Origin of the sequence: Arthrobacter globiformis (genome assembly GCF_046536215.2) — a bacterium.
Classification (GTDB): Bacteria; Actinomycetota; Actinomycetes; order Actinomycetales; family Micrococcaceae; genus Arthrobacter; species Arthrobacter globiformis_E.
On the sequence record NZ_CM143421.1, the window covers coordinates 1,759,606 to 1,782,124 of the forward strand.

At 66.5% G+C, this 22,519-nt stretch carries 24 protein-coding genes; 6 read left to right on the forward strand and 18 right to left on the reverse strand.

Annotated elements, in window-relative coordinates:
• Positions 1 to 120: 120 nt before the first annotated feature.
• From R5O87_RS07870 to R5O87_RS07910, 9 genes are all read right to left on the reverse strand, one after another.
• Positions 121 to 1,254 carry an FAD-dependent oxidoreductase gene (locus R5O87_RS07870; protein WP_410554369.1) on the reverse strand — a complete coding sequence of 378 codons (1,134 nt, stop codon included), beginning with the start codon at positions 1,252 to 1,254 and terminating at the stop codon, positions 121 to 123.
• Between the two features lie 140 nt (positions 1,255 to 1,394).
• Positions 1,395 to 2,801 (reverse strand): NAD(P)/FAD-dependent oxidoreductase, encoded by a 1,407-nt coding sequence (locus tag R5O87_RS07875; RefSeq protein WP_410554370.1) that lies wholly within the window; start codon positions 2,799 to 2,801, stop codon positions 1,395 to 1,397.
• 101 nt (positions 2,802 to 2,902) lie between these two features.
• A complete protein-coding gene (locus R5O87_RS07880) occupies positions 2,903 to 3,637 on the reverse strand; it encodes an SDR family NAD(P)-dependent oxidoreductase (protein ID WP_410554372.1) in 735 nt (244 codons plus the stop codon).
• Positions 3,638 to 3,707: 70 nt separating this feature from the next.
• Positions 3,708 to 4,817 carry an alanine racemase gene (locus tag R5O87_RS07885; RefSeq protein WP_410554373.1) on the reverse strand — a complete coding sequence of 370 codons (1,110 nt, stop codon included), beginning with the start codon at positions 4,815 to 4,817 and terminating at the stop codon, positions 3,708 to 3,710.
• Between the two features lie 40 nt (positions 4,818 to 4,857).
• A complete protein-coding gene (locus tag R5O87_RS07890; RefSeq protein WP_410554374.1) occupies positions 4,858 to 5,328 on the reverse strand; it encodes a RidA family protein in 471 nt (156 codons plus the stop codon).
• Between the two features lie 17 nt (positions 5,329 to 5,345).
• The gene (locus R5O87_RS07895) at positions 5,346 to 6,035 is read right to left on the reverse strand and encodes a haloacid dehalogenase type II (RefSeq protein WP_410554375.1); all 690 of its coding nucleotides are present in this window, start codon (positions 6,033 to 6,035) and stop codon (positions 5,346 to 5,348) included.
• Between the two features lie 283 nt (positions 6,036 to 6,318).
• Positions 6,319 to 6,594, reverse strand: coding sequence for a hypothetical protein (locus R5O87_RS07900; protein ID WP_462836411.1), 276 nt, complete (start codon positions 6,592 to 6,594; stop codon positions 6,319 to 6,321).
• Positions 6,595 to 6,694: 100 nt separating this feature from the next.
• Positions 6,695 to 8,098, reverse strand: coding sequence for a GntP family permease (locus tag R5O87_RS07905; RefSeq protein ID WP_410554377.1), 1,404 nt, complete (start codon positions 8,096 to 8,098; stop codon positions 6,695 to 6,697).
• 69 nt (positions 8,099 to 8,167) lie between these two features.
• The gene (locus R5O87_RS07910; RefSeq protein WP_410554378.1) at positions 8,168 to 8,746 is read right to left on the reverse strand and encodes a gluconokinase; all 579 of its coding nucleotides are present in this window, start codon (positions 8,744 to 8,746) and stop codon (positions 8,168 to 8,170) included.
• Between the two features lie 190 nt (positions 8,747 to 8,936).
• On the opposite strand from R5O87_RS07910, the gene R5O87_RS07915 reads away from it, so the two are divergent.
• Positions 8,937 to 9,671, forward strand: coding sequence for a FadR/GntR family transcriptional regulator (locus R5O87_RS07915; protein ID WP_410554379.1), 735 nt, complete (start codon positions 8,937 to 8,939; stop codon positions 9,669 to 9,671).
• Positions 9,672 to 9,754: 83 nt separating this feature from the next.
• Here R5O87_RS07915 and R5O87_RS07920 read toward each other — a convergent pair whose 3' ends face one another.
• Complete coding sequence (locus tag R5O87_RS07920; protein WP_331572636.1) at positions 9,755 to 9,922, reverse strand: hypothetical protein; 168 nt, start codon at positions 9,920 to 9,922, stop codon at positions 9,755 to 9,757.
• Positions 9,923 to 10,041: 119 nt separating this feature from the next.
• On the opposite strand from R5O87_RS07920, the gene R5O87_RS07925 reads away from it, so the two are divergent.
• Positions 10,042 to 11,883, forward strand: coding sequence for a tetratricopeptide repeat protein (locus R5O87_RS07925; protein WP_410554380.1), 1,842 nt, complete (start codon positions 10,042 to 10,044; stop codon positions 11,881 to 11,883).
• A 46-nt stretch (positions 11,884 to 11,929) separates the two neighbouring features.
• Here the strand turns inward: R5O87_RS07925 and R5O87_RS07930 are convergent, their stop codons facing one another.
• From R5O87_RS07930 to R5O87_RS07960, 7 genes are all read right to left on the reverse strand, one after another.
• Positions 11,930 to 13,177 (reverse strand): plasmid pRiA4b ORF-3 family protein, encoded by a 1,248-nt coding sequence (locus R5O87_RS07930; RefSeq protein ID WP_410554381.1) that lies wholly within the window; start codon positions 13,175 to 13,177, stop codon positions 11,930 to 11,932.
• A 61-nt stretch (positions 13,178 to 13,238) separates the two neighbouring features.
• Positions 13,239 to 14,258 (reverse strand): patatin-like phospholipase family protein, encoded by a 1,020-nt coding sequence (locus R5O87_RS07935; RefSeq protein WP_410554382.1) that lies wholly within the window; start codon positions 14,256 to 14,258, stop codon positions 13,239 to 13,241.
• A 284-nt stretch (positions 14,259 to 14,542) separates the two neighbouring features.
• Positions 14,543 to 14,746 carry a cold-shock protein gene (locus R5O87_RS07940; protein ID WP_076798513.1) on the reverse strand — a complete coding sequence of 68 codons (204 nt, stop codon included), beginning with the start codon at positions 14,744 to 14,746 and terminating at the stop codon, positions 14,543 to 14,545.
• A 224-nt stretch (positions 14,747 to 14,970) separates the two neighbouring features.
• A complete protein-coding gene (locus tag R5O87_RS07945; protein ID WP_410554383.1) occupies positions 14,971 to 15,318 on the reverse strand; it encodes a PRC-barrel domain-containing protein in 348 nt (115 codons plus the stop codon).
• Positions 15,305 to 15,736 carry a hypothetical protein gene (locus R5O87_RS07950; RefSeq protein WP_410554384.1) on the reverse strand — a complete coding sequence of 144 codons (432 nt, stop codon included), beginning with the start codon at positions 15,734 to 15,736 and terminating at the stop codon, positions 15,305 to 15,307. The genes R5O87_RS07945 and R5O87_RS07950 overlap by 14 nt, the downstream gene beginning before the upstream one ends.
• Entirely contained in the window at positions 15,733 to 16,959 is a 1,227-nt protein-coding gene (locus tag R5O87_RS07955; protein WP_410554385.1) for an Nramp family divalent metal transporter, read from the reverse strand. Before R5O87_RS07955 ends, R5O87_RS07950 begins: the two co-directional genes overlap by 4 nt.
• Positions 16,956 to 17,423 (reverse strand): hypothetical protein, encoded by a 468-nt coding sequence (locus tag R5O87_RS07960; protein WP_410554386.1) that lies wholly within the window; start codon positions 17,421 to 17,423, stop codon positions 16,956 to 16,958. Before R5O87_RS07960 ends, R5O87_RS07955 begins: the two co-directional genes overlap by 4 nt.
• A gap of 255 nt (positions 17,424 to 17,678) precedes the next feature.
• On the opposite strand from R5O87_RS07960, the gene R5O87_RS07965 reads away from it, so the two are divergent.
• From R5O87_RS07965 to R5O87_RS07980, 4 genes are all read left to right on the forward strand, one after another.
• On the forward strand, positions 17,679 to 18,065 hold the full coding sequence (locus R5O87_RS07965; RefSeq protein ID WP_410554387.1) for a TfoX/Sxy family protein: 387 nt from the start codon (positions 17,679 to 17,681) through the stop codon (positions 18,063 to 18,065).
• 2 nt (positions 18,066 to 18,067) lie between these two features.
• Positions 18,068 to 19,357, forward strand: coding sequence for a flavin-containing monooxygenase (locus R5O87_RS07970; RefSeq protein WP_410554388.1), 1,290 nt, complete (start codon positions 18,068 to 18,070; stop codon positions 19,355 to 19,357).
• 287 nt (positions 19,358 to 19,644) lie between these two features.
• Positions 19,645 to 20,121: a hypothetical protein gene (locus R5O87_RS07975; RefSeq protein ID WP_410554389.1), complete on the forward strand. Its 477-nt coding sequence runs from the start codon at positions 19,645 to 19,647 to the stop codon at positions 20,119 to 20,121.
• Between the two features lie 27 nt (positions 20,122 to 20,148).
• Positions 20,149 to 22,017: a glycoside hydrolase family 15 protein gene (locus R5O87_RS07980; protein ID WP_410554390.1), complete on the forward strand. Its 1,869-nt coding sequence runs from the start codon at positions 20,149 to 20,151 to the stop codon at positions 22,015 to 22,017.
• Positions 22,018 to 22,116: 99 nt separating this feature from the next.
• On the opposite strand, the gene R5O87_RS07985 is transcribed toward R5O87_RS07980, so the two are convergent.
• Positions 22,117 to 22,461 (reverse strand): carboxymuconolactone decarboxylase family protein, encoded by a 345-nt coding sequence (locus R5O87_RS07985; RefSeq protein WP_410554391.1) that lies wholly within the window; start codon positions 22,459 to 22,461, stop codon positions 22,117 to 22,119.
• Positions 22,462 to 22,519 lie beyond the last annotated feature (58 nt).

Below are 22,519 nucleotides of genomic sequence, written 5' to 3' on the forward strand. Positions count from 1 at the left end.
TACCGGGCACCGCATGTCAGGACCCTTGACGCCGCCGAACGGTGCCGCCGGGTTGGAACCAAGCCGACTTCCAGTTCCGCCGAGAAGCAGTAGTTGAGGGGCTAAGAATTGGGCGGAGACCTAGCCCGTCTTGAACCGCGCCGGGCGCACGAAATCCAGGCCGTCGAATGACTGTTTGCCGAGCGCTTCGTATGCGGCGATGTGGCCGTAGCCGGTGGCATTCTTGAATCCGCCTCCGGAGAAGCCTGTGGCGCAGTAGATCCTGCTTGACTCGCTGAGCCAGCCCAGCAGCGGGTTCCGGTCCTCGGTGTAGAGGTCCGGAAAGGCGTCGGAGCGGACGATCGTCGGAATGAGGCCGGGAAAGAATTCGGTGACGGTTTCGAGAGTCTCGGCGATTTCGGCTGTTGAGAGTTCCCTGGGGAAACCGTCGGGGTCGGTTGTGACCGTACCCCGGCCGTCCAAGGTGGCTTTGACCGTGACGCCGTCAACGGCGGGCGCTCCGTACATGGCGCGGTCCTCGTACATCCGGCTGAAAGTGGGGAACTTTTCCGGGGTGAACTGCGCTGCGTCGCGGGCAACGAACCAAGAAAGGAAAACTCTGCGTGTTTCCGTGTGGGCTTTCAGGTAGTCGGGCATGAGCTGCTGGGACCAACCCCCCGAGGCGACGAGGACGTTCTCGAAGGTCCAGGAGGTGTCTCCGGAGGTGACGACAACGCCGTCGTTGGTTTCCCTGATGCTGCTGGCGGGAGTGTTGCTGAGGACCGTTGCTCCGTTGGCCTGTGCGGCGGCGACGGCTGCGGTAACTGCCCGGTCGGTCCGAAGAACACCGGCGTTCGGGTCGAACACCGCGGCATCGTCGGCCCTGAGGTTGTGTTGGGGATAGCGTTCGGCCATTTCCTCACGGGTCAGGATCTGGTGGGCAGCCCCGTTGATCCGGGTGGTTTCCAGGACGCTGCGGAGATATGGCCCATCCGTTGTGCCGATGGACAGTCCACCACAACGAGTGAGGATGTCCTGTCCGGTTTCTGCTTCGAGCTCCGCCCAGAGGTCCCGTGACCGCTTCAGGATGGGGTAGAACCCGGGGCTTCCGCGATAAATCATGCGGAACAGCCGGGTGTCCCCGCCGACGGCGCTGCGTGCGTGGGCGGGCGTGTGTGCCTCGAAGCCGACCACGGAACCGGAAAGCCGTGAGGCCTGCCAGAGTGCCATGCTCCCGATGCTGCCCAGGCCAATGACGGCAAGGTTTCCGTCCATTGCTTAGAGCACCCCGAAGTCGTCATTCATGAACAGCTGGGAACCTGCTGTTTGGCGGGCGAAGCCCATGCTTCCGTCAGTGATGGTCTGCATGATGGAAACAACCTCTCGTTGTTGTGTTTGGCATCGGTGGTGGGTCGCTATTCGTGCAGTCCGGCGAGCCTGCTGCCGAATCTGGCCAGGAGCGAGGTCTTGGTGGAATCCCTGCGCTCTTCCCATTGATCAGCAAGACCGAAAAGCCGGTACATGCCGTGAACACCCAGCCAGCGGATGGGCTCCGGTTCCCAGTTCCGTGCGCGGTAGCCAACCCAGGGAAGTGTGGTGCGCCGCGTCTTCCGTTCGAAAGCCAGTTCCGCGAGAGTTCGCCCGCCCACGTAGGCTGCCGTGACGCCGTGCCCTGCGTATCCGGTTGAAGATCCGATCCCGGACACTGGGTCCCAGTTCACCCCGCCGTTCCAGTCACGGGTGACGCCCAGGACTCCGGACCAGGCATGGTCCACTTCGAACTGGATGCCAGGGAAGAAGGAGCGGAGTTTCGTAGAGATCAGATCGATCGTTGACTGGGCAGTTGAACCGGCGCCCCCGGTGCCGGAGCCGTAGCGGTAGGGCACTCCCCTGCCGCCGATGGCGATGCGGCCGTCCGCTGTGCGTTGGGAGTAGATGAAAGTATGTGCGGAGTCGTTAAGGCACTGCTGCCCGTTCCAGCCAATTTGCTGCCATGCCTCCTCCGACAGCGGTTTGGTCACGATCATCGAGGAATTGATCGGTATGAGGGCCCGGCTGCCAAGCAGCTGCCCCGAATATCCTTCGGTGCAAATGAACGTCTTGGCCGCGGTCACCCGCCCGTTGTCCAGGCTGAGGGTCGTACCGTCGATGCTGCCTACCCGGCTGCGTTCATAGATGCTCACGCCCATGGACGTCAGGGTGTCCGCGAGCCCGTAGACGAGTTTGGCCGGCTGGATCCGGGCGCAGTGCTTGTAGAAGAGCCCGCCGTGGACGGTGGAGATGTTGACCCGGCTCTGGAACTCATCCCGGCCGAGCAGATGGACCTCATCTTCGGTCACCCCGTACTTCAAGTCGGCATCGCGCCTGGTGACCAGCCGGCCCAGCCCTGCCTTGGTGTGGGCAGCCACGAGCGCGCCACCTTTATGCTGATCCGCATCAATGCCCTCGGCCTGAAGAATATCCAGGACGGAGTCGACGCCGGCAATAAACTCCTGCTGGAAGGCCCGGCTCGCGTCCAGCCCGCCCCCGGATACGCGGGCAAACGTCGCCCGGTTTCCTGGAATCATGGCAGACAGCCAGCCGCCGTTGCGTCCGGACGCCCCGTAGCCTATCTGTTCTGCCTCAAAGACTGCGACCGAGAGCGACGGCTCGAGCTTCTTGGCAAAATACGCCGCCCACAGGCCTGTGTAGCCGCCACCGATTATGGCCAGGTCTACTGAGCCATCGCCTGTGATGCGGGGGTACGTAGGTCTCTTGTCCGCGAGTCCGGCCATCCAGAAGCCGAGCTCTCCGTTTCGGGGTGCTGCCGCAAGGGCTGTCATTGTTGTCCTTCTTTATGTGTGTGAACCGTTGAGCTAATACGGCTGCGGGCCATCCCCCGGCCTTGGCCGGCTTATAGGTGTCTGCGGTGGATGGCGTGGTGTCAGAAGGCGGTGTATCCGCCATCGACGGGGAGGACCGCTCCGGTGATGTAGGAGGATTCGGGTGACGCCATGAAAAGTATGGCGTCGGCGATCTCTTCGGGGGTTGCGAGGCGTTGAAGCGGGATCTGGCCCTCCCGCTCGCGGCGGTAGGCCTCGGGATCGGGCCTCCGCTGGAACGATGCCTCGATGACGGGAGTGACGGTCAGTCCTGGCGCAACAACGTTGACGCGGATGTTGCGTGCGGCCCACTCGATAGCAGCGCCCTTGGCGAGCATGATGAGGCCGCCCTTAGCCGCGGAGTACAGCACTTCGTCGGGTTTGCCGACTATGCCCAGTCGTGAACTGACGAGGACGAACGAGCCGCCCCTTGCGGGCATCAGTGGTGCGAAGTGCTTCATCATCAGGAAGGCGCTGAGCAGGTTGCTGTGGATTACGTTCCTCGCATCTTCATACGCCATCTCCGTCAGTGGGCCGCTGACCTGCAGTCCATGGTTAAGGACGACGACGTCCACGGTTCCGAATGATTCGGCGGCCTGGCGGGCCAGGCATTCGACGAAGGCCTCATCGTTGAGATCTCCAGGGACGTACAGGTCGTCGGGTTGGGCGGTATCAAGTTGCTCCCTGCGGCCCGTGAGCAGCAGTCGAGCGCCTTCGCGCCGGAAGCGGGAACTCACTGCTTCCCCGATTCCGCTGCTGGCACCCGTGATAACGGCAGTGGTCTTATCAAGTCTCATGGGGGTCACTCCTTGGTACGGTGAATCGCTTGGGTTGGGGGCTTGGGACGGGATGTCCATCGGGGACGGATCAGTTCAGGAATCCGCGCGCATCCACCCGCCACCGCTCCAGCGATGCGCCCGCGCTGTCCGTGACAAGCAGTTCCTCAAAATTGATGACAACCGGGCAGACGTGGTTCGGCACGATCGGAAGCACCGTGCCGACGCTCGGGCGGAATTCGCCAGCCGGCAGCGGCAGGAATCCGTGATACTCGTTGAGCTTGGAGAGAATGGCCGACGTGCCGGGGACGGCCCCGTAGCCAATCTCGGGGCTGCCTTCTCGGCTTAGTGCTTTGCTGCCTACATCGAGGATGACTTGATCAGGAACCCAGCTGCTGACCACCGTGCCAGCGACGAACAGAGCAATTTGATCTTCAGTGCAGGCCCCGAGCCGGGTGTTGTTCAAGTCATTGAACACATATTCTCCGGGCCGGATCTCGGTGATCACGCTGCTGGTCGCGGAGTACTCCACGGTGGGTGTGGAGCCCGCACTGACCACCTCGGGGCTGATGCCCACCCCGTTGAAGCTGCGCACCGCTGCGGTGAGCGCGGCCTCCTGGTCCAGTGCCGCGCCCTTGCGGGCGTCCCGGTTGGAGCTTCCGTGACCTGGATACGTGAAGATGCCCACCGGGACGAGTCCGCGTCTGCGGGCGGCAGCTGCGAGGTCGCCTGCGATCTCGGGTGGCGCACCGGAACGACGAGCACCGCAGTCCACCTCGATCACAACCTGCAGCCGTTCGGCTTCAGTTCCCATCGCATCTGCAAGGGCATCGATGGCCGCGAAATTGTCGACGCCGACCCGCAGCCGGGTGGTGACGGCAAGTTTGCGGATCCGCAGGCCCTTCGTTCCCGAAGGCCAGATCGGGTAGGCGATGAAGATATCGTCGAAGCCTGCTGCGGCGAAGATTTCGGCCTCACCAACGTTTCCTGCGGTGATTCCGACAGCTCCGGCCTTGATCTGGCGCCTGCCGATTTCGACACACTTATGTGTTTTTACGTGCGGCCTGACGTCGAGGTTATGCCGGGCGGCGAAGCCCTGCATGCGATCGATGTTGTCCTGCATCACGTCGACCAGAACGATCGGCGCAGGGGTGTCAACTCGCCCGGCGAGGGCGTTGAGTGCTCCCTGAATACGGTTCATGCTTGTTCTCCTCATGAATTTGCCGCCAACACGTCCGCCACTAAACCGCTGTGCAGATCATCTGGATCTCCACAGGAGTGTTCAATGGCAGTCCGGCGACGCCGATTGCGGTGCGGGCGTGCCGTCCGTTCTCGCCCAACACTTCGATGAGCACTTCACTGGCCGCGTTGGCGACCTGCGATTGCAGACCGAAGTCCGGTGTACTGGCCACGAAGACCAGCATCTGCACGATCCGGACCCGCTCCAGATCTCCCACCGCCTGCACGGCGGCGGCGAGGCAATTGACCACGGTATGGCGGGCGAGGTCCTGTGCCGTCTCCAGCCCGACGTCCCTGCCGACGATCCCCTGGCCCAGCAAGACACCGTCCTTGTAGGGCAGTTGGCCGGAGACGTGGATGCTGGAATCCACCGCCCGGTGGTGCACGAAGTGGGGGTTGTCCGCGAGGCTGGGAAGGTCCAGGCCGAGGGCCCGGAGCCGATCCAAAGCGGAATCCGGCGTCGCAAGGCTCATCGCTAGCCAGGTCTCTCTTACGAGGCAGCCGGACGCGGCAGGCCAAAGAGGACGGGCAGATCGGCGATGTCGGTGATCCGCTCGTAGCCGAGCCAGTGCTCGTCGTGCTCGAAGCCCCGGTCAACGTACACCTTGTTCTTGATGCCCATGATGGCTGCAGGCCTGTGGTCGTACATCGGGCTCGCGGAGACGTGCACGATCTCGTCCGGTGTCACGCCGAGCTTGTCGAACATGTATTCAAACGCGCGGAGACGTGGCTTGTAGCAGCCCATCTGCTCGGCGCTGATGATGGTGTCGAACGGGGCCCGGAGGTTCGTCGCAAGGCGCGCAGCATGGGCGGTGTCACTGTTGGTGATGATGACCAGCGGAACTTCCTCAGCCAGCCGGTTCAATGCCTCGGTCACACCCGGGTACGGGCCAAAGGACGGGATCTTCTCATAGACTGCCCGTGCGTCGGCGGTACGGAACTCGAGGCCAACCCTGCGCGAGGCGCGTTCCATGGAGTCCGCAACGATCTGGTGGAACGGCTTGTATCCGCCCGTGCACTCGTCGATGCGGTACGCCTTGCAGATCCGCAAGTACTCGTCGGCGATCTCGGCCGGTAGCCGTTCGCCCAGGACCTCACGCAACGCGTCATTGATCGCGAACTTGATGAGCGTTCCGTTCATGTCGAATGTAACGAACTTCGGTTTGGTTTCGAATGCCATTGTTGTTCCTCTGTTTACCTTTTTTCGTCGATTGTCGACGAGATGTGGGAATGAACTTTTCCGATGGGGCGATGCTCGCTAGAACTACCGTCGATTGTCGACAATACTAGCCGTCTCTGTGGATTGTCAACAGTTTGCTCCGTTGATCATAAACTCACCTTGTCCGACCAACTACGTCGGAGCTGCGCCGCGTCCTTTACCTCGGAGGGCCGCTGGTTGAGGCTGTGGAAACCGCCGCCGGTTGGGCCTGTCGAAACCCGACGCCTGGATCTCGGGAGCGCGGTCAGCCGGTCGCAGTCCCGATCCCGCGCTGGACGCGCACGAAGTCGACCTTGTTCCCGGGGTTGGTCCGGCTCTTCTGGTGGCGCGAGAAGCCTTTCGCGTCCAGGTGGTTCTGTGCGCGGAACTCGGCGAGGGCTTCATCGTACGCCTGGTTGAGCCGCTTGCCGAAGACCTGCTCCACGGAGCCGTCGGAAAAGGTCACGGAGACGAGGATGCTCTCCGGGAAGTGCCGGTTCATCCGGATGAAGCCTTCGGCATCCTGCTGCAGATTGATCATTGTGGGCCGCTTTCTGGTCGGGAAGTTCCAGTCTTAGCACAACGACGGCGGGAGGCCGGCAGATCTGCCGGCCTCCCGCCGTCGTACTTAAGAAAGCGGGCTAACCCGACAGCCCGGCCACGGCGAAGATGGCCGCGGCGATGCCGAAGCCCATCACGCCGATCAGGGTTTCCATGACGGTCCAGGTCTTCAGCGTGGTCTTGACGTCCATGCCGAAGAAGCGGCCCACCATCCAGAAGCCGGCGTCGTTCACGTGTGAGGCCACCACGGAGCCGGCGGCACAGGCGATGACCAGCGCGGCCACCTGCATGCCGTTCATTCCGGCCGCGGCAACACCGGGGGCGATCAGGCCGGCGGTGGTGGTGAGGGCCACGGTGGCGGAACCCTGGGCGATGCGCAGGATGGACGAGATCAGGAAGCCGGCCAGGATGAGCGGGATGCCCATGTGGCCCAGCACGTCGGCCAGCGCGTCGCCGATGCCGGAAGTGCGCAGCACGCCGCCGAACATGCCGCCGGCGCCGGTGATGAGGATGACCGAGCAGACCGGCCCCAGCGAGGATTCGAGCAGGTTCTCGAGGACGCCGTTGTTCACCCCGCGGCGGGCGCCGAGGACAAACATGGCCACAAACACCGTGATGAGCAGCGCCACCGGGGTTTCGCCCAGCGTGCGCAGGAACTGGAACCACTGCTCGTCCTTGACGGAGGCGGGCAGCAGACCGGAGGCGGCCGCGGTGTTCAGGCCGGTGTTGATGAAGATGAAGAGCAGCGGCAGGAGCAGCAGGCCCATGATGGTGCGGAAGCGCGGCGGATGGGATTCTGCCTCGGCGGTGGCGTGGCCCAGGAGTTCCGGGACCGGGAGCTCCAGCTTCTTGCCGGTCCACAGACCGTACAGGTACGCGGTGAGGTACCAGGTGGGGATGGCGGTGAGCAGGCCGGCGATGGTCACCAGGCCGACGTTCGCTTCAAAGAAGGCCGACGCCGAGACCGGGCCCGGATGCGGCGGCAGGTAGATGTGCATCACGGAGAACGCGCCGGCGGCGGGGAGGCCGTAGCGCAGCACTCCCCCGCCCAGCCGGTGGGCGACGGCGAAGACCACCGGGAGCATGACTACGAGGCCGGCGTCGAAGAAGATGGGGAAGCCGAAGATCAGCGAGGCGAGGCCCAGCGCGAAGGGGGCGCGCTTCTCACCGAAGATGCCGATCATGTAGTCGGCCAGCACCTTGGCGCCGCCGCTGGTTTCCACGATCCGGCCGAGCATGGCGCCCAGGCCGACGAGCAGGGCCACGGTTCCGAGGGTCGTCCCGAAACCGTTGATGAGCACCGGGACCACCTGGTTGGCGGGGATGCCCGTGGCGAAGGCGGTGCCGAGGCTGACCAGGATCAGGGCAAGCAGCGCGTGCATGCGCAGTCTGATGATCAGGAACAGCAGGACGCCGATCGCCACTGCCGCAATGAGCAGCAGCGGTCCTGCGCCCAGCGTTTGTGTCCATCCTTCGATGGTCATGGTTCTCCTTTGAAGCAGATTTCTTGGGGGTGGGTGCCGCTTGGGGCATGCGGCGCCCGGGTGTTGCAGCTAGGTGGCGCTTGGCGCCGGGTCGGTGGGGAGCTGGGTGTTGGCGGCGACCCCGTTGGCGGGGAGCTGCAGCGCGGCCAGGATGGCGGCGATGAGTTCCTCCGGGGAGCGGGTGATGTCGAGCCGGAGGCTTCCGGTCTCGAATTCTTCGGCGGTCAGCGGTTCCAGGGTGGCCAGCTGGCTGGGCAGCAGTGTGGGCGGCATGAAGTGGCCCTCGCGTCCCTGCATGCGCTGGCTGAGCAGCTCGGCGTCGCCGTGCAGGTGAATGAAGATCACGCGGCCCTCGGCTTCGGCCAGCAGCTTGCGGTAGCTCTGCTTCAGCGCGGAGCAGGTGAGCACGGTGCTGTGGCCGCCGCGGGCCTGGTCCGTCATCCAGTCCTGGATCTGCTGCAGCCACGGCCAGCGGTCCTCGTCCTGCAGCGGAATGCCCTGGCTCATCTTGTCGATGTTGGACTGCGGGTGGAACTCGTCCGCCTCCGCGCTTGCCCAGCCAAGTTGCTTGGACAGGGCCGCGGCGATCGTGGACTTGCCCGAACCGGCAACGCCCATCACCACCAGATGCGTGGCTGGATACTGCATGTTTACCTCCGAAGAAGACGTCTTTGGCTTGTGGAAGAAGCTCAATCTGCAGCCCGACTCGAACTGCGCTGGAGATAAGGTATCACCAATTCATCCGAAAGATACTATCTTTGCGTGTCACAGGTCATACCTTTGCCGTCGTCTTCCGGTACGCTGGAGGAGCGCCTCAGCGCAGAGGAAAGGCAGGATCATGTCGACGGCGACAGAAGACCGCGCGGATAACGCGTACGACGGCGGGTTGTCACCCGCCATGCACGAACGCGTCCTCGACGCCGTGGGTGTGGCCATCGCGGCCGGCGCCCTGGCGCCGGGAAGCCGCCTGACCCTTGAAGGCCTCCAGCAGGAGTACGGCATATCGCGGACGGTGGCACGGGACACCATGAAGGTCCTCGAGTCGATGAACCTGGTCTACTCACGCCGGCGGGTGGGGATCGTGGTGCAGAGCCCGGACCGCTGGAACGTCTATGACCCCAAGCTCGTACGGTGGCGTCTGGCGTCTGAGCGCCGCGCCGAACAGTACGCCAGCCTCACGGAGCTGCGCATCGCCGTCGAACCTATTGCCGCGGCGGGTGCGGCCCGCCGGGCGAGCGCGGCGGAACGGAGCCAGCTGGTCGCCTTGGCTGCGGACCTGCGCCGGCTGGGCGAAGCGGGAGAGCTTGAGGGATTTCTTGCAGCCGATATCGCGTACCACCGGCTGCTGCTGAAGAGCTGCGGCAACGAGATGTTCTCGTCCCTGGAGGGGATGGTGGCCGAGGTGCTCACCAGCCGCACGCACCAGGGGCTGATGCCGTTCAAGCCGCGGCCCGAGGCCCTGGACGCCCACGAGAAAGCGGCCGCGGCCGTCGCTGCCGGGGACGCCACGGCGGCGGAGAGCGCCATGCACCACATCCTCGACGAAGTGCGCGAAGCGATGGGGCTGCACTAAGCGCTCGTGGTTGGCGGCGCAGGCAGAGCCTGTCGAAACCAGGTCTCCCTGATTCCGGCAGGCTCAATCAGCGGTAAACGCTTCTACCAGAGCCGGGCGCTGGAGTACGGGACGCTGGGCAGGTCTCCCGCGTTCCAAAACTCATCCGAGCGGACACTCGGGGTGTGACCCCGGCCGTCGGTCAGGACGGAGCGAACGGTGGCGGTGACAGCCCAGAGTCCGGTGAGCAGCAGGATAACGAGCAGTGCCATGGTGTTTGTGCCTCGATGGTTGTGAGCGGATGGGGTGATTTCAGTGTGCTCAGCCGCCGTGTGAGCAAGCGTGTGAATGCCCCCTGACTCCGCGGAGGGCCGGGGCTAAAATGACGCGTATGGCCGAAAGCACCATTCGGCTCCTCGGTCCGCCAGCGATCGAGTCCACTGACAGCGCTCCCCCGCAGCCCAGGGGCCGCAAGGCCTGGGCCGTGCTGGCCTACCTTGCGCTTCAGCCCGACGGCGCCGGGCGGTCGCGGCTGGCAACGCTGCTGTTCCCCGACGCGGCCGATCCGCTCGGTGCCCTGCGCTGGAACCTCTCCGAGCTCCGGCGGACGCTCACCGGCGTGACGCTCGACGGCGACCCGCTGCGGCTGGCGCTGCGGCCGCCGTGGCGATGTGACGCCGTCGAACTCGTCGGGGCGGGTGCCATCCCCCGCCCCGACCCGCACAGCCTGAACGGCCAGCTGCTTGAGGGGCTGTCCTTCACCGATTGCCCGGTGTTCGACTCCTGGCTGGCGGACCAGCGCTACCGGCTGGAGAACTGCGCGCAGTCGCTGCTGTATGAGTCATCCGTGTCTGCCCTCGCCTCGGGCGATCCCCGGGAGGCTGCCGATCTGGCCACGCGGGCGCTGCAGCGGGACCCGTTCCACACTGACTGCAATGCCGTGCTGGTCAGGGCGCTGGTGGCGATCGGTGAGCACCGGCATGCGCGCGAGCACGTGACCAAGTGCGCCAACCTGTACCGCGACGAACTGGGCCTGCCGCTGCCGCCCGAAATTCGCACTGCATTGTCCGGCGCCGCACCGGAGGCAGACCCCGGAATCCCGGCGACCGTCGCCACCGTGCGGTCCTATCTCGACGCCGGCGGTGCCTCGCTCTCGGCCGGGGCTGTGGACCGGGGGCTGGATCAGCTGCGGCTCGCCGTCGTCCTCGCCCAGCGCACACCCGTCCGGCACCTCCTCGCCGAGTCGCTGGTGACGCTGGCCGGGGCGATGATCCACCAGGCGGGCGGCCGCGGCGCGGAGGTGGCGGACTTCCTGCATAGGGCGCTGTCGGCCGAGTCACGGCCGGCCGGGGCTCCTGTTGAGGCACGGCCGGAAAAGTACGACGGCGCGTCCCCCACTTCCGCTGCCGCTTACCGGGAGCTGGGATACCTGTCCGTCCAGCGCGGCGTCCCGGACCGAGCGGCCGGCTGGCTGGAGCGGGCCGGCTCTGCCGCCGTCGGATTTCCCGAAGAGCAGGCACGGGTCCTGGCAATCCAGGGAATGCTGGCATCCGATACCGCCCGCTACGGCGACGCTGTGGAGGCGCTGACCGCGTCCGTCAGGCTCACCCGGGAGGCGCGGAGCCGCCGGCAGCTGGCGTTCAGCAGCGCGCTCCTCGGGCGGGTATGGCTGCTGCGCGGTGAGCTGGAGTTGGCGGCCGAGACCCTTGACCATGCGCTGCAGTGGATCCTCGCCGAACACTGGACGGCGTTCGAACCCTTCGTGGCCGGAGTCCGCGGCGAAACGTATCTCGCGGCCGGCGACCTCGAGGCGGCCGCGGAGATGATCGACCGGTCGTGGGTGATGGCGGACCTGGCCGGGGACCACTGCTACATGGCCCTCGCCGCAGGGGCCGAAGCGCGGCTGTTCCTGGCGCACGGCGACCTCGCCGCGGCGCAGCACTGGGTGGACAGGGGGATGGAGCCCAAGCCCTGGTACCTCTGGTACTCGGCCCGGCTGCTGGACGTTGCGGCGGAGGTGGCCATCGCGGCCAGATCCGAGCGGGCCGTCGAGGTTGTTGAGCGGCTCGGGGCGCTGGCGAGCCGGAGCGGGATGCGGGAGTTCGTGGTCCGGGCGCAGTCCCACCGCGCCGTGCTCGGTGACGAAGCCGCCGCCCAGGCCGTTCCCTGGCTGGCGAAGGAGATCGACAGCCCGGCGCTGACCGCGTTCCTGATGGCCCGCGGGCAGCTGTGACGGCCGACCCGCTGGTTGAGCCTGTCGAAACCGACCCGCGGCCCGATTATCTCCCGTCGAGCAGCCCCTGCACCTGAAGCAGGAACTTTCGTCCTCCGTCCGTCATCACGGGATGGTCGGAAAAGCCGCCCCCGGGCGCCGTCAGTTGCAGGCAGCCTAGGGTCCAGCGGCTGTGAAGGTACATGTCGTGGCCAAGGTCCAGCGGGATGGGACCTCCGTTCCGGGTGCGGAACCCTTCAATGTTGAGGGTGTCGGCAACGACCCGTGCCCGCTCATCCCAACGCGGCGTGGTGCCGTCGAGCAACCACCGCACCAGGAGGCCGTTCACCGTGACTGCCGCCTGCTCCGGAGGACTGCCGACGGCATTGGCGAGGTAATCCCACAGTGGACGACCGCCGTCGTTCATTTTGCGTCCGGCGGGCGTCAGCAGCAGCCTGCCCTTGGACTTCCGGAGAAGTTTCCAGGCCTGCAGCTGCTCCCGGAGCCGCAGGACGGGCGGAGTTTGGACCTCGCGGTTGGCCTTGCCGGGCCATCTGTCACTGAGGCCGAGGGCTTCAAAGGTTTCCCTGACGAAGGCCGGTTTGAGGTAGCCGTCCTGGGTCAGCGGCAACCCGTCGGCCGGAACCTGGGACAGGAACCAGTGGACGGAATGGACGACGGCGTCGATCTCGCCATCCGTGGGCGGCTCAGGCCACAGTTGTAGGGCAAGCTCGTCCAGCCGGGCGTTGAGCGCGCTTGCATCGAGCGAGGTCGGCGCGAAAGTTGCGGCGTCCTGGCCGGTTACAAACTTGTACCAACTGGCAACATCCCCGTATTCCGCGTGCCCGGTATCGCCCAGGACGTCAATGACCCGCTCGTAGCCGGGCGCCCCGCCGGAATCCTCCACCGGGCCGCGGTTCGCGCCGTCCGTGCAGCGCAAAGTCCCCTCGGGAAGCTCGGCGGGACCCATCAACTCGACGGTGTGCGTCCAGGCGTCACCGAAGTCGTATTCGTACTCGAAATCGGCGGGTCCCGTCCTCTGGGCATCCAGGAGTTCGAAGAGCGCGACGCCCGACGCCGGTTCAGCATCGATGTCGTCGGCCGCTTCGTCCGGACCAACGATGACGCGCCGTTCTCCCCGGACGTCAGTGCAGCGGATCCCGTAAAGGTGCCTGTTTTCCCACCCGAACGCCGCCTGAACCACGCGGTGGAATTCCGGGACGGTGACGGTTTCCGGGAGTTGAAGCTGCCGCCAGATCTGGGGTTCGGTGCCTTGAATGCTGATCCTGAGGTCGTACGCGGGGACTGTCTGCATACTGGCAATTGTTCCATCGCCGCGCGCGTCCTTGATTTCGACAGGCTCAATCAGCGTTTTGTCAGCGCCAGAACTCGGTCAGCTCTTTGGCGAGGGCTCTGCCTTGGTCGTATCCGGCGCGTGCCGCGGCGGGACGCAGCGACAGGTTCATCGCATTGGCGCCGAACATGTGCTCGGAGTCGGCGTCCGGGAAGATGGTTTCCACTTGGCTGCCGTGGGCGCGCAGTTCTCCGACCTGTGTGGCGAGATGCATGCCCCATTCCTCCGGAGTCCGTGACCTGCCGCCGAATGGCGACAGCACCAGCACCCGTTCGTATCCGGCTGCCAGGTCGGCGTTGTCGGCGTTGGATCGGTAGCCCCCGTCGATGTACCGGCTGCCGCCGATGCCGAAGGTGGCGCCACTGGAACAGCTGGCCGCCACGGCGTCCGCCAGGTCGACCCCGCTGTCACGGTCAAACGCGACGGGTTCACCGCTATGGGCATCGACCGCCGTGATGAGCACCCGCTGCTGCGGCCAGAGCTGGCTGGGAAGCCGGGCCGCAACGGTGGCGCGCCATTGCGTTTGCCGGGAGTCGTCCGACGCCGCATCCAACTCGAGCGCCGCGGCACCCATTCTGCGGCGCATGTCGGCCGCGTCCTCGGCGGCGGCGATGATCTTGCCCGTCCTCTCCATCTGGTTCATCACGGGCCTCACCGGGCCCGGTCCACGGCCGGATCCGTCCGGTCCAGTCCGTGGCTGGGGCGCGGCGGCGAGGATATCGGCAAACAGTTCAGCCGGGTTCGCGCCGGTTATCTGGGCCGCAGCGGTGGATCCGGCCGACGTCCCAACGATCAGATCGGCCCCGGTCACATCCAGCCCGGCCTCAAACAGGCCGGCGATGACGCCGATCAGCCACGCATTGCCTGTGGATCCGCCGCCACCGAGGACCAGCGCCCGCCCACCCGAGGCGGGTATCCGTTGCGTGGCGTCGACCTGCGGCTGGTCAGCCCCCGGGTGGTCAGAGGCCGGGTGGTCAGAGGCCGGGTGGTCAGAGGCCGCCGTCGGGGTGGAGTGCAGAGTTGAAAAAGGTGTTGTGTTCATGGGAGTCGCCCTTCGCGATTTGCCTGTTCGGCGCTCCCGGTGGCGACTGGCTCAGCCGCGCGATCGTGGACTGCAGGGAGCACCCATTGCGGATACTGCGTTCATGGGTCTCACCTCCTGCCAACCGGTCACGATCGCCACGACCTTAACACGCTGCGGCGCGCGGGCGCAATCAGCGGGTGACAGCGTGATTTCGGCAGGCTCAGTCAGCAGGTTAAACGCAAACAGGGCCCGTCCGAAGACGGGCCCTGCGTGAAGCGTTACAGCTCAGGAAGCTCTAGAAATTAGAGAGCCTGGATGTTGACGGCCTGGGGACCCTTGGGGCCCTGCTCGGTTTCAAAGGAAACCTTCTGGTTCTCTTCGAGTGAGCGGAAGCCGGAGGAGTTGATCGCGGAGTAGTGCGCGAAAACGTCCTGCGAGGAGTCGTCCGGGGAGATGAAGCCGAAGCCCTTTTCAGCGTTAAACCATTTGACGGTGCCAGTAGCCATTATTTTTGTCCTTCGTGAAGGTGGAGGAAAAGTCCCGACTTTCGGGTCCTCCGGTGTGGGGTGTTCAAAACCGCTACTTCAGAAGAACGCGGACTTTCGACCGCGCGTACTGCCTGAACTACACAATGCAAACACAACAACGTGATCAACTCTACAGGAGATCCACCAGTGCAAACGCCAAACTTGCAGGCACAACCATTCAGGGAGCGAATACGAAGCGGAACCTACTCCTGCCCGTTCCCGTCCAGCGCCGGACTGTACGCCGTGTACCCGGGCCGCAGCCGCACGGACCGCTCCCCCAGCACCGCAATGTCCTCCCACAGCACGAAGAAGGACCCACGGTGCCGCCACCGCAGCAGCTGGGGCAGCGGCCACGGCTGCGTCAGATCGTTCCGCTCGTAGCCCAGGAACGACGACCAGCTGTGCGGGCTGACCACCAGCCCCAGCAGCCGGGCGTCCGCCATCAGCGGGCGCGGGGCGCCGTCCACCACGAACCGGGCGTCGGCCACGCGCCCCAGCCGCACGCCGTCGTCGTCATGCACCGGGGTGCCCAAAAGATCACCGAGGATCACGGCGGCCTCCCGACCCCGGAATCCGGGTGATGATCTTGTCCCGGATCCAGCGTTCCACCCAGTCCGCGTCGAGGCTCTGGCCGCTGACGCCGAGCCGGATCACCACACCGACGCTGGCCACGTCCGTCCACGGAATCCGGATCAGCCGGGACGACGGCGGCCTGCCGCCGAAGATGCGCGTCCCCAGGACCGGGCCGGTCAGCAGCGCGGTGAGCACCGGCGCCGGCGTCCCCTCAGGAATGACCGTGCCCACCGGAAGCTCCGGCGCGCCCTCGGGGACGCCGAATTCGAGGTCGTCCACGGTGGTGACCGGGACGCCGTCGCTGTCCAAAGCCTGGCGGTCCAGCAGGTGCAGCTGCGCGTCCAGGGTCTGCCCGGCGACAGGCGGAACGGAGGGCAGCGGGCGGGAAGTTTTCATGCGCCGGCTCCTGTCACGATCATCAGCGGTATGGCCGCCAGTGAGGCCACGAGGATCACCACGAGGTAGATCATCGCCACCACATTCACGCCGCGGCCGTTGACGTGTTTGCCCATGTATTGGGGGTCGTTCGCCACGATCAGGATAGGCAGGTACGTCAGCGGCAGGGCCACGGCGGAGAACACCACGGAGTATTCGGTGACCAGGACGGGGTCCACGCCCGTGGCCAGCACCGCCAGCCCCACCAGCAGGCAGATGATCATCGACACATGGAATCGGGCAGCCTCCGCGGGCTTGCGGAACTTGCCCCAGGACCAGCCGAAGAACTGCGCCAGCGTGTAGCCGCTGGAGAGCGTCGTCTCCAGCGCGGCACCGAACGTCGCGGCCACCACGCCAACAAGTACGACTGCGAGCCCCAGTTTCCCGGCGCCCGCCGCCACCGGGAGGATCACCTGGGAGAGGGACGTGACGGCGATTCCTGCCGGAAGAAGGACGACGGCGGCGCACCCGGCGATCGCGACGGACAGCAGGCCGCCGAGCGGGAAGCCCACCAGCACGTTGATCCGCGACTGGATCAGGTCCTTGATCTTCCACCCCTCCTCCACAGCGCCGGAGGAGAAGAAGAACACCTCGTACGGCGTCATCGCGGCGCCGAACAGGGCGATGGCGAAGTACCAGTACGTGGCGCCGGTTTCCTCGGCCGGGACGGCGGGGATGGCCTGGCTGGCGAGGTTGCCCCAGTCCGGCTTGAGCAGGAACAGCGCCACGGCGAAGACGATCAGCGTCAGCCCGAGGAGCCCGGTGACGTTTTCCATGATGGAGAACTTGACCCGCCAGATCACCAGCCACACGGCCACCGCCGCCAGCGGAATCCAGAGCAGGTAGTTGACGCTGCTGGCCAGCTGCAGGGCCAGGGCGATGCCGCCGATCTCCGCGGTCACCGTCATGAGGTTGATGAGGAAGGACGCGGACAGGTTGGCCAGCCCGGCGCGGGGCCCCAGCCGTTCGCGGATCACCTCGAATGTGGCCCGGCCGGAGGCGGCTGCCACCCGCCCCGACATGTTGGCGAAAACGCAGATGCCGACGACGCCGACGGCCACCACCCAGACCAGCGACATGCCGAATCGGGATCCGACGACCGCATTGGTCACCAGGTCGCCGATGTCCACAAACCCGCCGATGGCGGTCAGGATGCCGAGGGCGACGCCGAGCAGGCGCTTCATTTCTTACCCACCTTCGACGTGAGCTGCTCCAGCGCGTCCCCAGCCGCGGCGAGCGCCTTGTCCCCGTCCTCAAGGGATGGCCCGCCGCCGTCGGACGATACGGCGTTCCGCGCGGTGGTGAGGCTGGCAGCCGAACTGTCCAGCACTTTCAGCGCCTCCTCCCGCACCTGCCGGTCCTCGGGCGAGGTGGCCGAGAGGCGCAGGACGGTGTCGCGGCTGGTCTGCACTTCCTTGAGCGCGTCGTCGAGCGTGGTGGAGGTGGCGGCCTTGGTGAGCTTGCCGCCGGAGTCGAGGCCAACGGCGAGCTTGGCGGTGGCGATGGCGGAGGAGCTGTTCTGCGCGGCGGTGGAGACGGTGTCCGTGACGGCACTGCCGGCTGAGCAGGAGGTGAGGACGGCTCCGAGACAGGCAACGGCGGCGAGTGTCCGGCGGCCCGTCCGCGCCCCGGCTGGCCTGGTCTGCACCTTCCCTCCAGCCTCCGGGCGGGCCCGGTTCGTCCGAAACGCCACTGCAAATTAGTTGCCTTGAGCTATGTATAGCACTGCCTTCCGGTAAACAGCAGGGTCCGGCGGGGGTAAGTTGCCGGGTCTCCGACGGTGGCGGGGCGTGTCCCTGAAACGGTGGCCGGGGCCGCCGGGCGGGCGTATGATCCGGGCATGGGGCGGCACCAGGCCGCGCCCATCACATGCTGCCTGAGCCCTGCTACCGGAGGTGCACCGATGGAAATGCCCAAAGCGACCGAGGCGGACAAGGAACACTTCCGGACCGTGGTGCCCGACCATCCCGAGGTGGTCATCAAGCCGATGTTCGGGAACCTGGGTGCCTTCGTCAACGGCAACATGTTCGCCGGGCTGTTCGGGCCCACCATCGGCATCAAACTCTCCGACGAGGACCGGGAGGTGCTGGAATCCTCGGAGCGGACGGTCCCCTTCGGCCCCGCCGAACGTCCGATGGGCGGATACACCGGGCTGCCGGAGATGTGGAACGAGGAGGGCGACGGCGATGACGCACGCGCCCGCGCCTGGACGGAGAAGGCGTTCGCGTACGTCGCCAGCCTGCCGCCGAAGGCCGCGAAGGAACCCAAGCCTAGGTCCGCCAAGAAGTAGCCATGCCGTCCTCCCCCGGCACCACACGTGACATCGACACCCTGGTTATCGGGGCGGGGCAGGCGGGCCTGGCCACGAGCTACTGGCTGAGCCGGGCCGGCGTCGAGCATCTGCTGCTGGAGCAGCGCCCGGAGCTGGGCGGCGCATGGCAGGACCGCTGGGACTCGTTCTATTTGAATACGCCGAACTTCGCGTTCCTGCTGCCCGGTATGACGTACGACGGTCCCGAGCCGGACGCCTTCCTGCCGCGGGACGAGGTGATCGAACTGTTCCGCGAGTACGCCCGGCGGATTGACGCGCCGGTGCAGCTGGGGACGGAGGTGACCCGGGTTGCGCGGGCGGACGGGGCGGGTGGTGGGCCGACAGCGGGCGCCAAGTTCGCCGTCGACACGAACAACGGAAGTTGGCTGGCACGGAACGTCGTCCTCGCGAACGGGGCCTATCAGGTGCCGCGCGTTCCGCCGTCGGTCGCCAAACTCCCCCGGCACATAACGCAGCTGCACAGCCATGAGTACCGCAACCCGGCGCAGCTGCCGGACGGCGCGGTGCTGGTAGTGGGGACCGGGCAGTCGGGCGGGCAGATCACCGAGGACCTGCTCGACGCCGGCCGCAAGGTGCACCTGTCGGTTTCAACCTGCCCCGAGGCGCCGCGGCGCTACCGCGGGCAGGACACGTTTTACTGGCTCCTCGAGGTCAACCTGCACGGGCCCGACTACGGCATCAACGGACTGCAGCTGGCGCAGCTCCCGTCGCCGGCCGCGCGCTTCATGTGCAATCCGCTGGTCTCCGGCAACGACGGCGGGCACAGCATCCGCCTGCGGGACCTGGGCCGGCAGGGCGTCCGGCTGCACGGCCACTATGAGGGAACGGACGACGGCGTCATCACCTTCAGCGACGACCTCGCCGCCCGCATCGCGCTGACGGAATCGGCGTTCGGGCAGCGGATGCAGGTGATGCTGGACGCGTACATTTCGGCGGCGGGGATCGCGGCGCCTGCTGCAGAACCCGTGCCCGCGCTCGACTGGCAGCCGTCCTCGTCCGGGGCGCGCCTGGACCTCGGCGCCGAGGGCATCTCGTCCGTCATCTGGAGCACCGGCTACGGGCTGGACTTCGGGTTCCTCGACATTCCGGTTCTGGACGAATGGAACTACCCGCGCCATTCGCGTGGCGTCACCGAGGTTCCGGGGCTTTATGCGGTCGGGCTGCCGTGGCTCACGAAACACGCATCGTCGACGGTGGCAGCGGTGGGGCTGGATGCGGAGTACGTGGCGGCCCACCTCGCCGGACATTAACTGCGACGCGGCCGAACGGCAACGCGGGGTCACTTAGCGCCCAATCTCGGGCCTTCATTGGGCGCTAAGTGACCCCGCGTTGGTGTGGTGGTGCTTGTTGGGGGCTGAGGTTGTCGAAGCACGCCGCCGACGCTGAGGACACAGAACCGGTGCGAGGACACCCGAATCCGCGTGTCCCCGCACCGAGTCTGCGTCCTGGGCGAACGTATGGGGCCTTGTCTGCTCCCTGCCCCCATTCTAAAATTGAAGAAGTTACTTTTAGAATGCGTCGTGGAGTGGAGGTTGAGATGGACTGGCAAGGCTGGGCGCTGTTCGGGCTGCTCGCCACCACAGCCCTGACCGCCGTGATGATCGCGTTCCAGATGGCCGGCTGGACCCGGCTCGACCTGCCCTTGGTCCTGGGCAGCCTGGTCACGCCGGATCCGGACAGGGCGCGGATCGCCGGCTTCTTCATCCACTTGGCGGCCGGGCAGGTCTTCGCCCTCGGCTACGCAGCGGTGTTCGCGATGCTGGGCAGGGCCACCTGGTGGATCGGTGCCCTGCTGGGACTCCTACACGTCGCCGTGGCGCTGACCGTCATTCTTCCCTTGCTTCCCGGCATCCATCCCCGAATGGCCAGCACCCGGGCAGGTCCGGCCAGCCGCGCAGCCCTCGAACCTCCCGGGCTGCTGGGCCTGAACTACGGAATCCAGACGCCGGCCGTGGCGGTGGCAGCCCATCTGGTCTACGGATCGCTCCTCGGGCTGCTCCTCACGGCCGGCTGACCCAGCGTGAGAGAAGGTGAACGCGACATGGCCAACGCAGAGTCCCCCGCCCTTGCCGACTACGGGCTGCTGGGAGACACGCGCACAGCCGCCCTGGTCTCGGCCGACGGCGGCATCGACTGGCTCTGCGCGCCCACCTTCGACGGCGAACCCGTTTTCGGCGCGCTGCTCGGCGGCCCGGAAGCGGGCACCTTCCGTATCGGCCCTGCGCAGAACGCTGAACGCCTCCACCGCCGGTACCGGCCGCACACCGCCACACTCGAGACGGTCTGGGCCACAGACGGCGGCACGCTGACGCTCACCGAAGCGATGGTGGCGGAGGTGTCGGGACGCCTGCTGCCTACGACTCTCCTGGTCCGGCGGCTGGAGGCCGACTGCGCACCGGCGCAAGCCGCCGTCGTTTTTAACCCCCGCTTCGGCGAGCGCCACCTCCGCCCCCGCATCCGGCAGGACCGGCACCTCGTGTGCGAATGGGGTGCGCTGGCCCTGTCGCTCGGCTGCAGCGGCGGGCAGCGGGTGGAGCCGGGTACGACGACGGAAATCACCGTTGAGCCCGGACGTCCCGTTGTGCTGGTGCTCGCCCTGGCATACACGGAACCGCTGGTCTGGGTCGATCCCGAAACGGCGTGGGACCTGGTGCAGGACGACGAAGCGCGCTGGCGAGAGTGGTCATCGGGCATCAGCAAGGACGTCCCGTTCCGCGAAGCCGTCGTGCGGAGCCTGCTGACCCTGAAGCTGCTGACCTATTCGCCCTCGGGCGCGCCGGTGGCCGCGCCAACCACGTCGCTGCCGGAGGATCCGGGCGGCATCCGGAACTGGGATTACAGGTTCGCCTGGCCGCGGGATGCCAGCATTGGCATCGCCGCGTTCCTCGGCCTGGGCAAGGACGCGGAGGCGCTGAACTTCCTGAACTGGCTGCTGCACGCGAGCCGGCTCCAGCGCCCCCGGCTGCCCGCGCTGTTGACCCTTACCGGAGGGCATGTCCCGCGCGAGCGCACCCTGGCGAACTGGCCGGGATACGCGGGCAGCGCCCCGGTGCGGGTGGGCAACGGGGCCGCACACCAGCACCAGCTGGACGGCTACGGCTGGGTGATTGATGCGGCGTGGAACCTCGTCCGGCAGGGGCACCGGCTGAACTCGGAGACGTGGCGGGCAATGCGCGGCTTCACGGATCTCGTGGCGCGTCGCTGGGTGGAGCCGGACGCCGGCATCTGGGAGATCCGTGCTGATGCCGCGCACCACGTACATTCGAAGATCATGGCGTGGCTCGCCCTGGACCGGGCCCTGCGCATCGCCGAGACGCACCGCATCGGCACCCGGCGGCGGGGCCGGTGGGAAGCGGCCCGGACTGCCATCTCGGCCGACATCCGGACGCGGGGGTTCGACGCCGCCCGGAACACGTACACGCGCTCCTACGGGTCGGGGGACCTGGACTCGGCCCTGCTGATCCTGCCGGTGACGGGCTTCGAAGACCCGAACTCCGGGCGGCTGCGCGGCACGGTGGATGCGGTGTGGGCGGAGCTGTCGGCAGGCTACCCGTTCCTGTACCGCTATCCTCCGGGCCAGGACGGGCTGCCCGGGGATGAGGGCGCCTTCCTGCCGTGCTCGTTCTGGCTGGTGCAGGCACTCGCCCTGACAGGACGGGCCGCGGAGGCGGCGCAAATGTTCGAGGCGCTTCTTGGCATCACCGGTCCGCTGGGCTTGTTCAGCGAGGAGGCCGATGCCGCCACCGGGACTCTCCTCGGCAACTATCCGCAGGCCATGACCCACGCCGCCCTGGTCCAGGCGGCGCTGGCGTTGCGTGATGCTTCGGTGGTTGAGCCCGTCGAAACCAAGCCGACGCCTCTGGTTGAGCCGGCTGAGGTCTCGAGTTTTTGTCCAGATAATGGCCTCTAGGGCGGCCTGAACGGCGATTATCTGGACAAAAACTCGGGTGGTGGTGGTGCCCGTCGAAACTGAGTCTGCCCAACCAAGGGAACCACCCGGCGTCGGGGCTCAGCCCTCCCGTGCCGACCCGGCAGTGAAGACCTTCTTCGCCACGGCCATGGCGGACATCGCTTTCGGCCAGCCGGCGTAGAAGGCAAGGTGCGTGACGGCCTCGATGAGCTCCTGCTCTGTGACACCGTTCTTCCTGGCGAAGTCGAGGTGGAACGTCAGCTGCTCACTGTTGCCGCCGGCAAGCAGCGCCGCGACCGTGACGAGGCTGCGGTCGCGCTTGGAAAGCTCAGGGCGCTCCCAGACCTCGTCGAAGAGAACGCGGTCGGTGTAGTGGACCAGCCCCGGCGCGAAATCGCCGAAGGCGCGCTGGCCGCCGGTCCAGCCGGTTGTCTCGTCGGTCATGTTGTTCCTTTCAGTGGGGTCCAGTGGCACAAGTCAACGCCCCTTCCCGCCCGCGCGG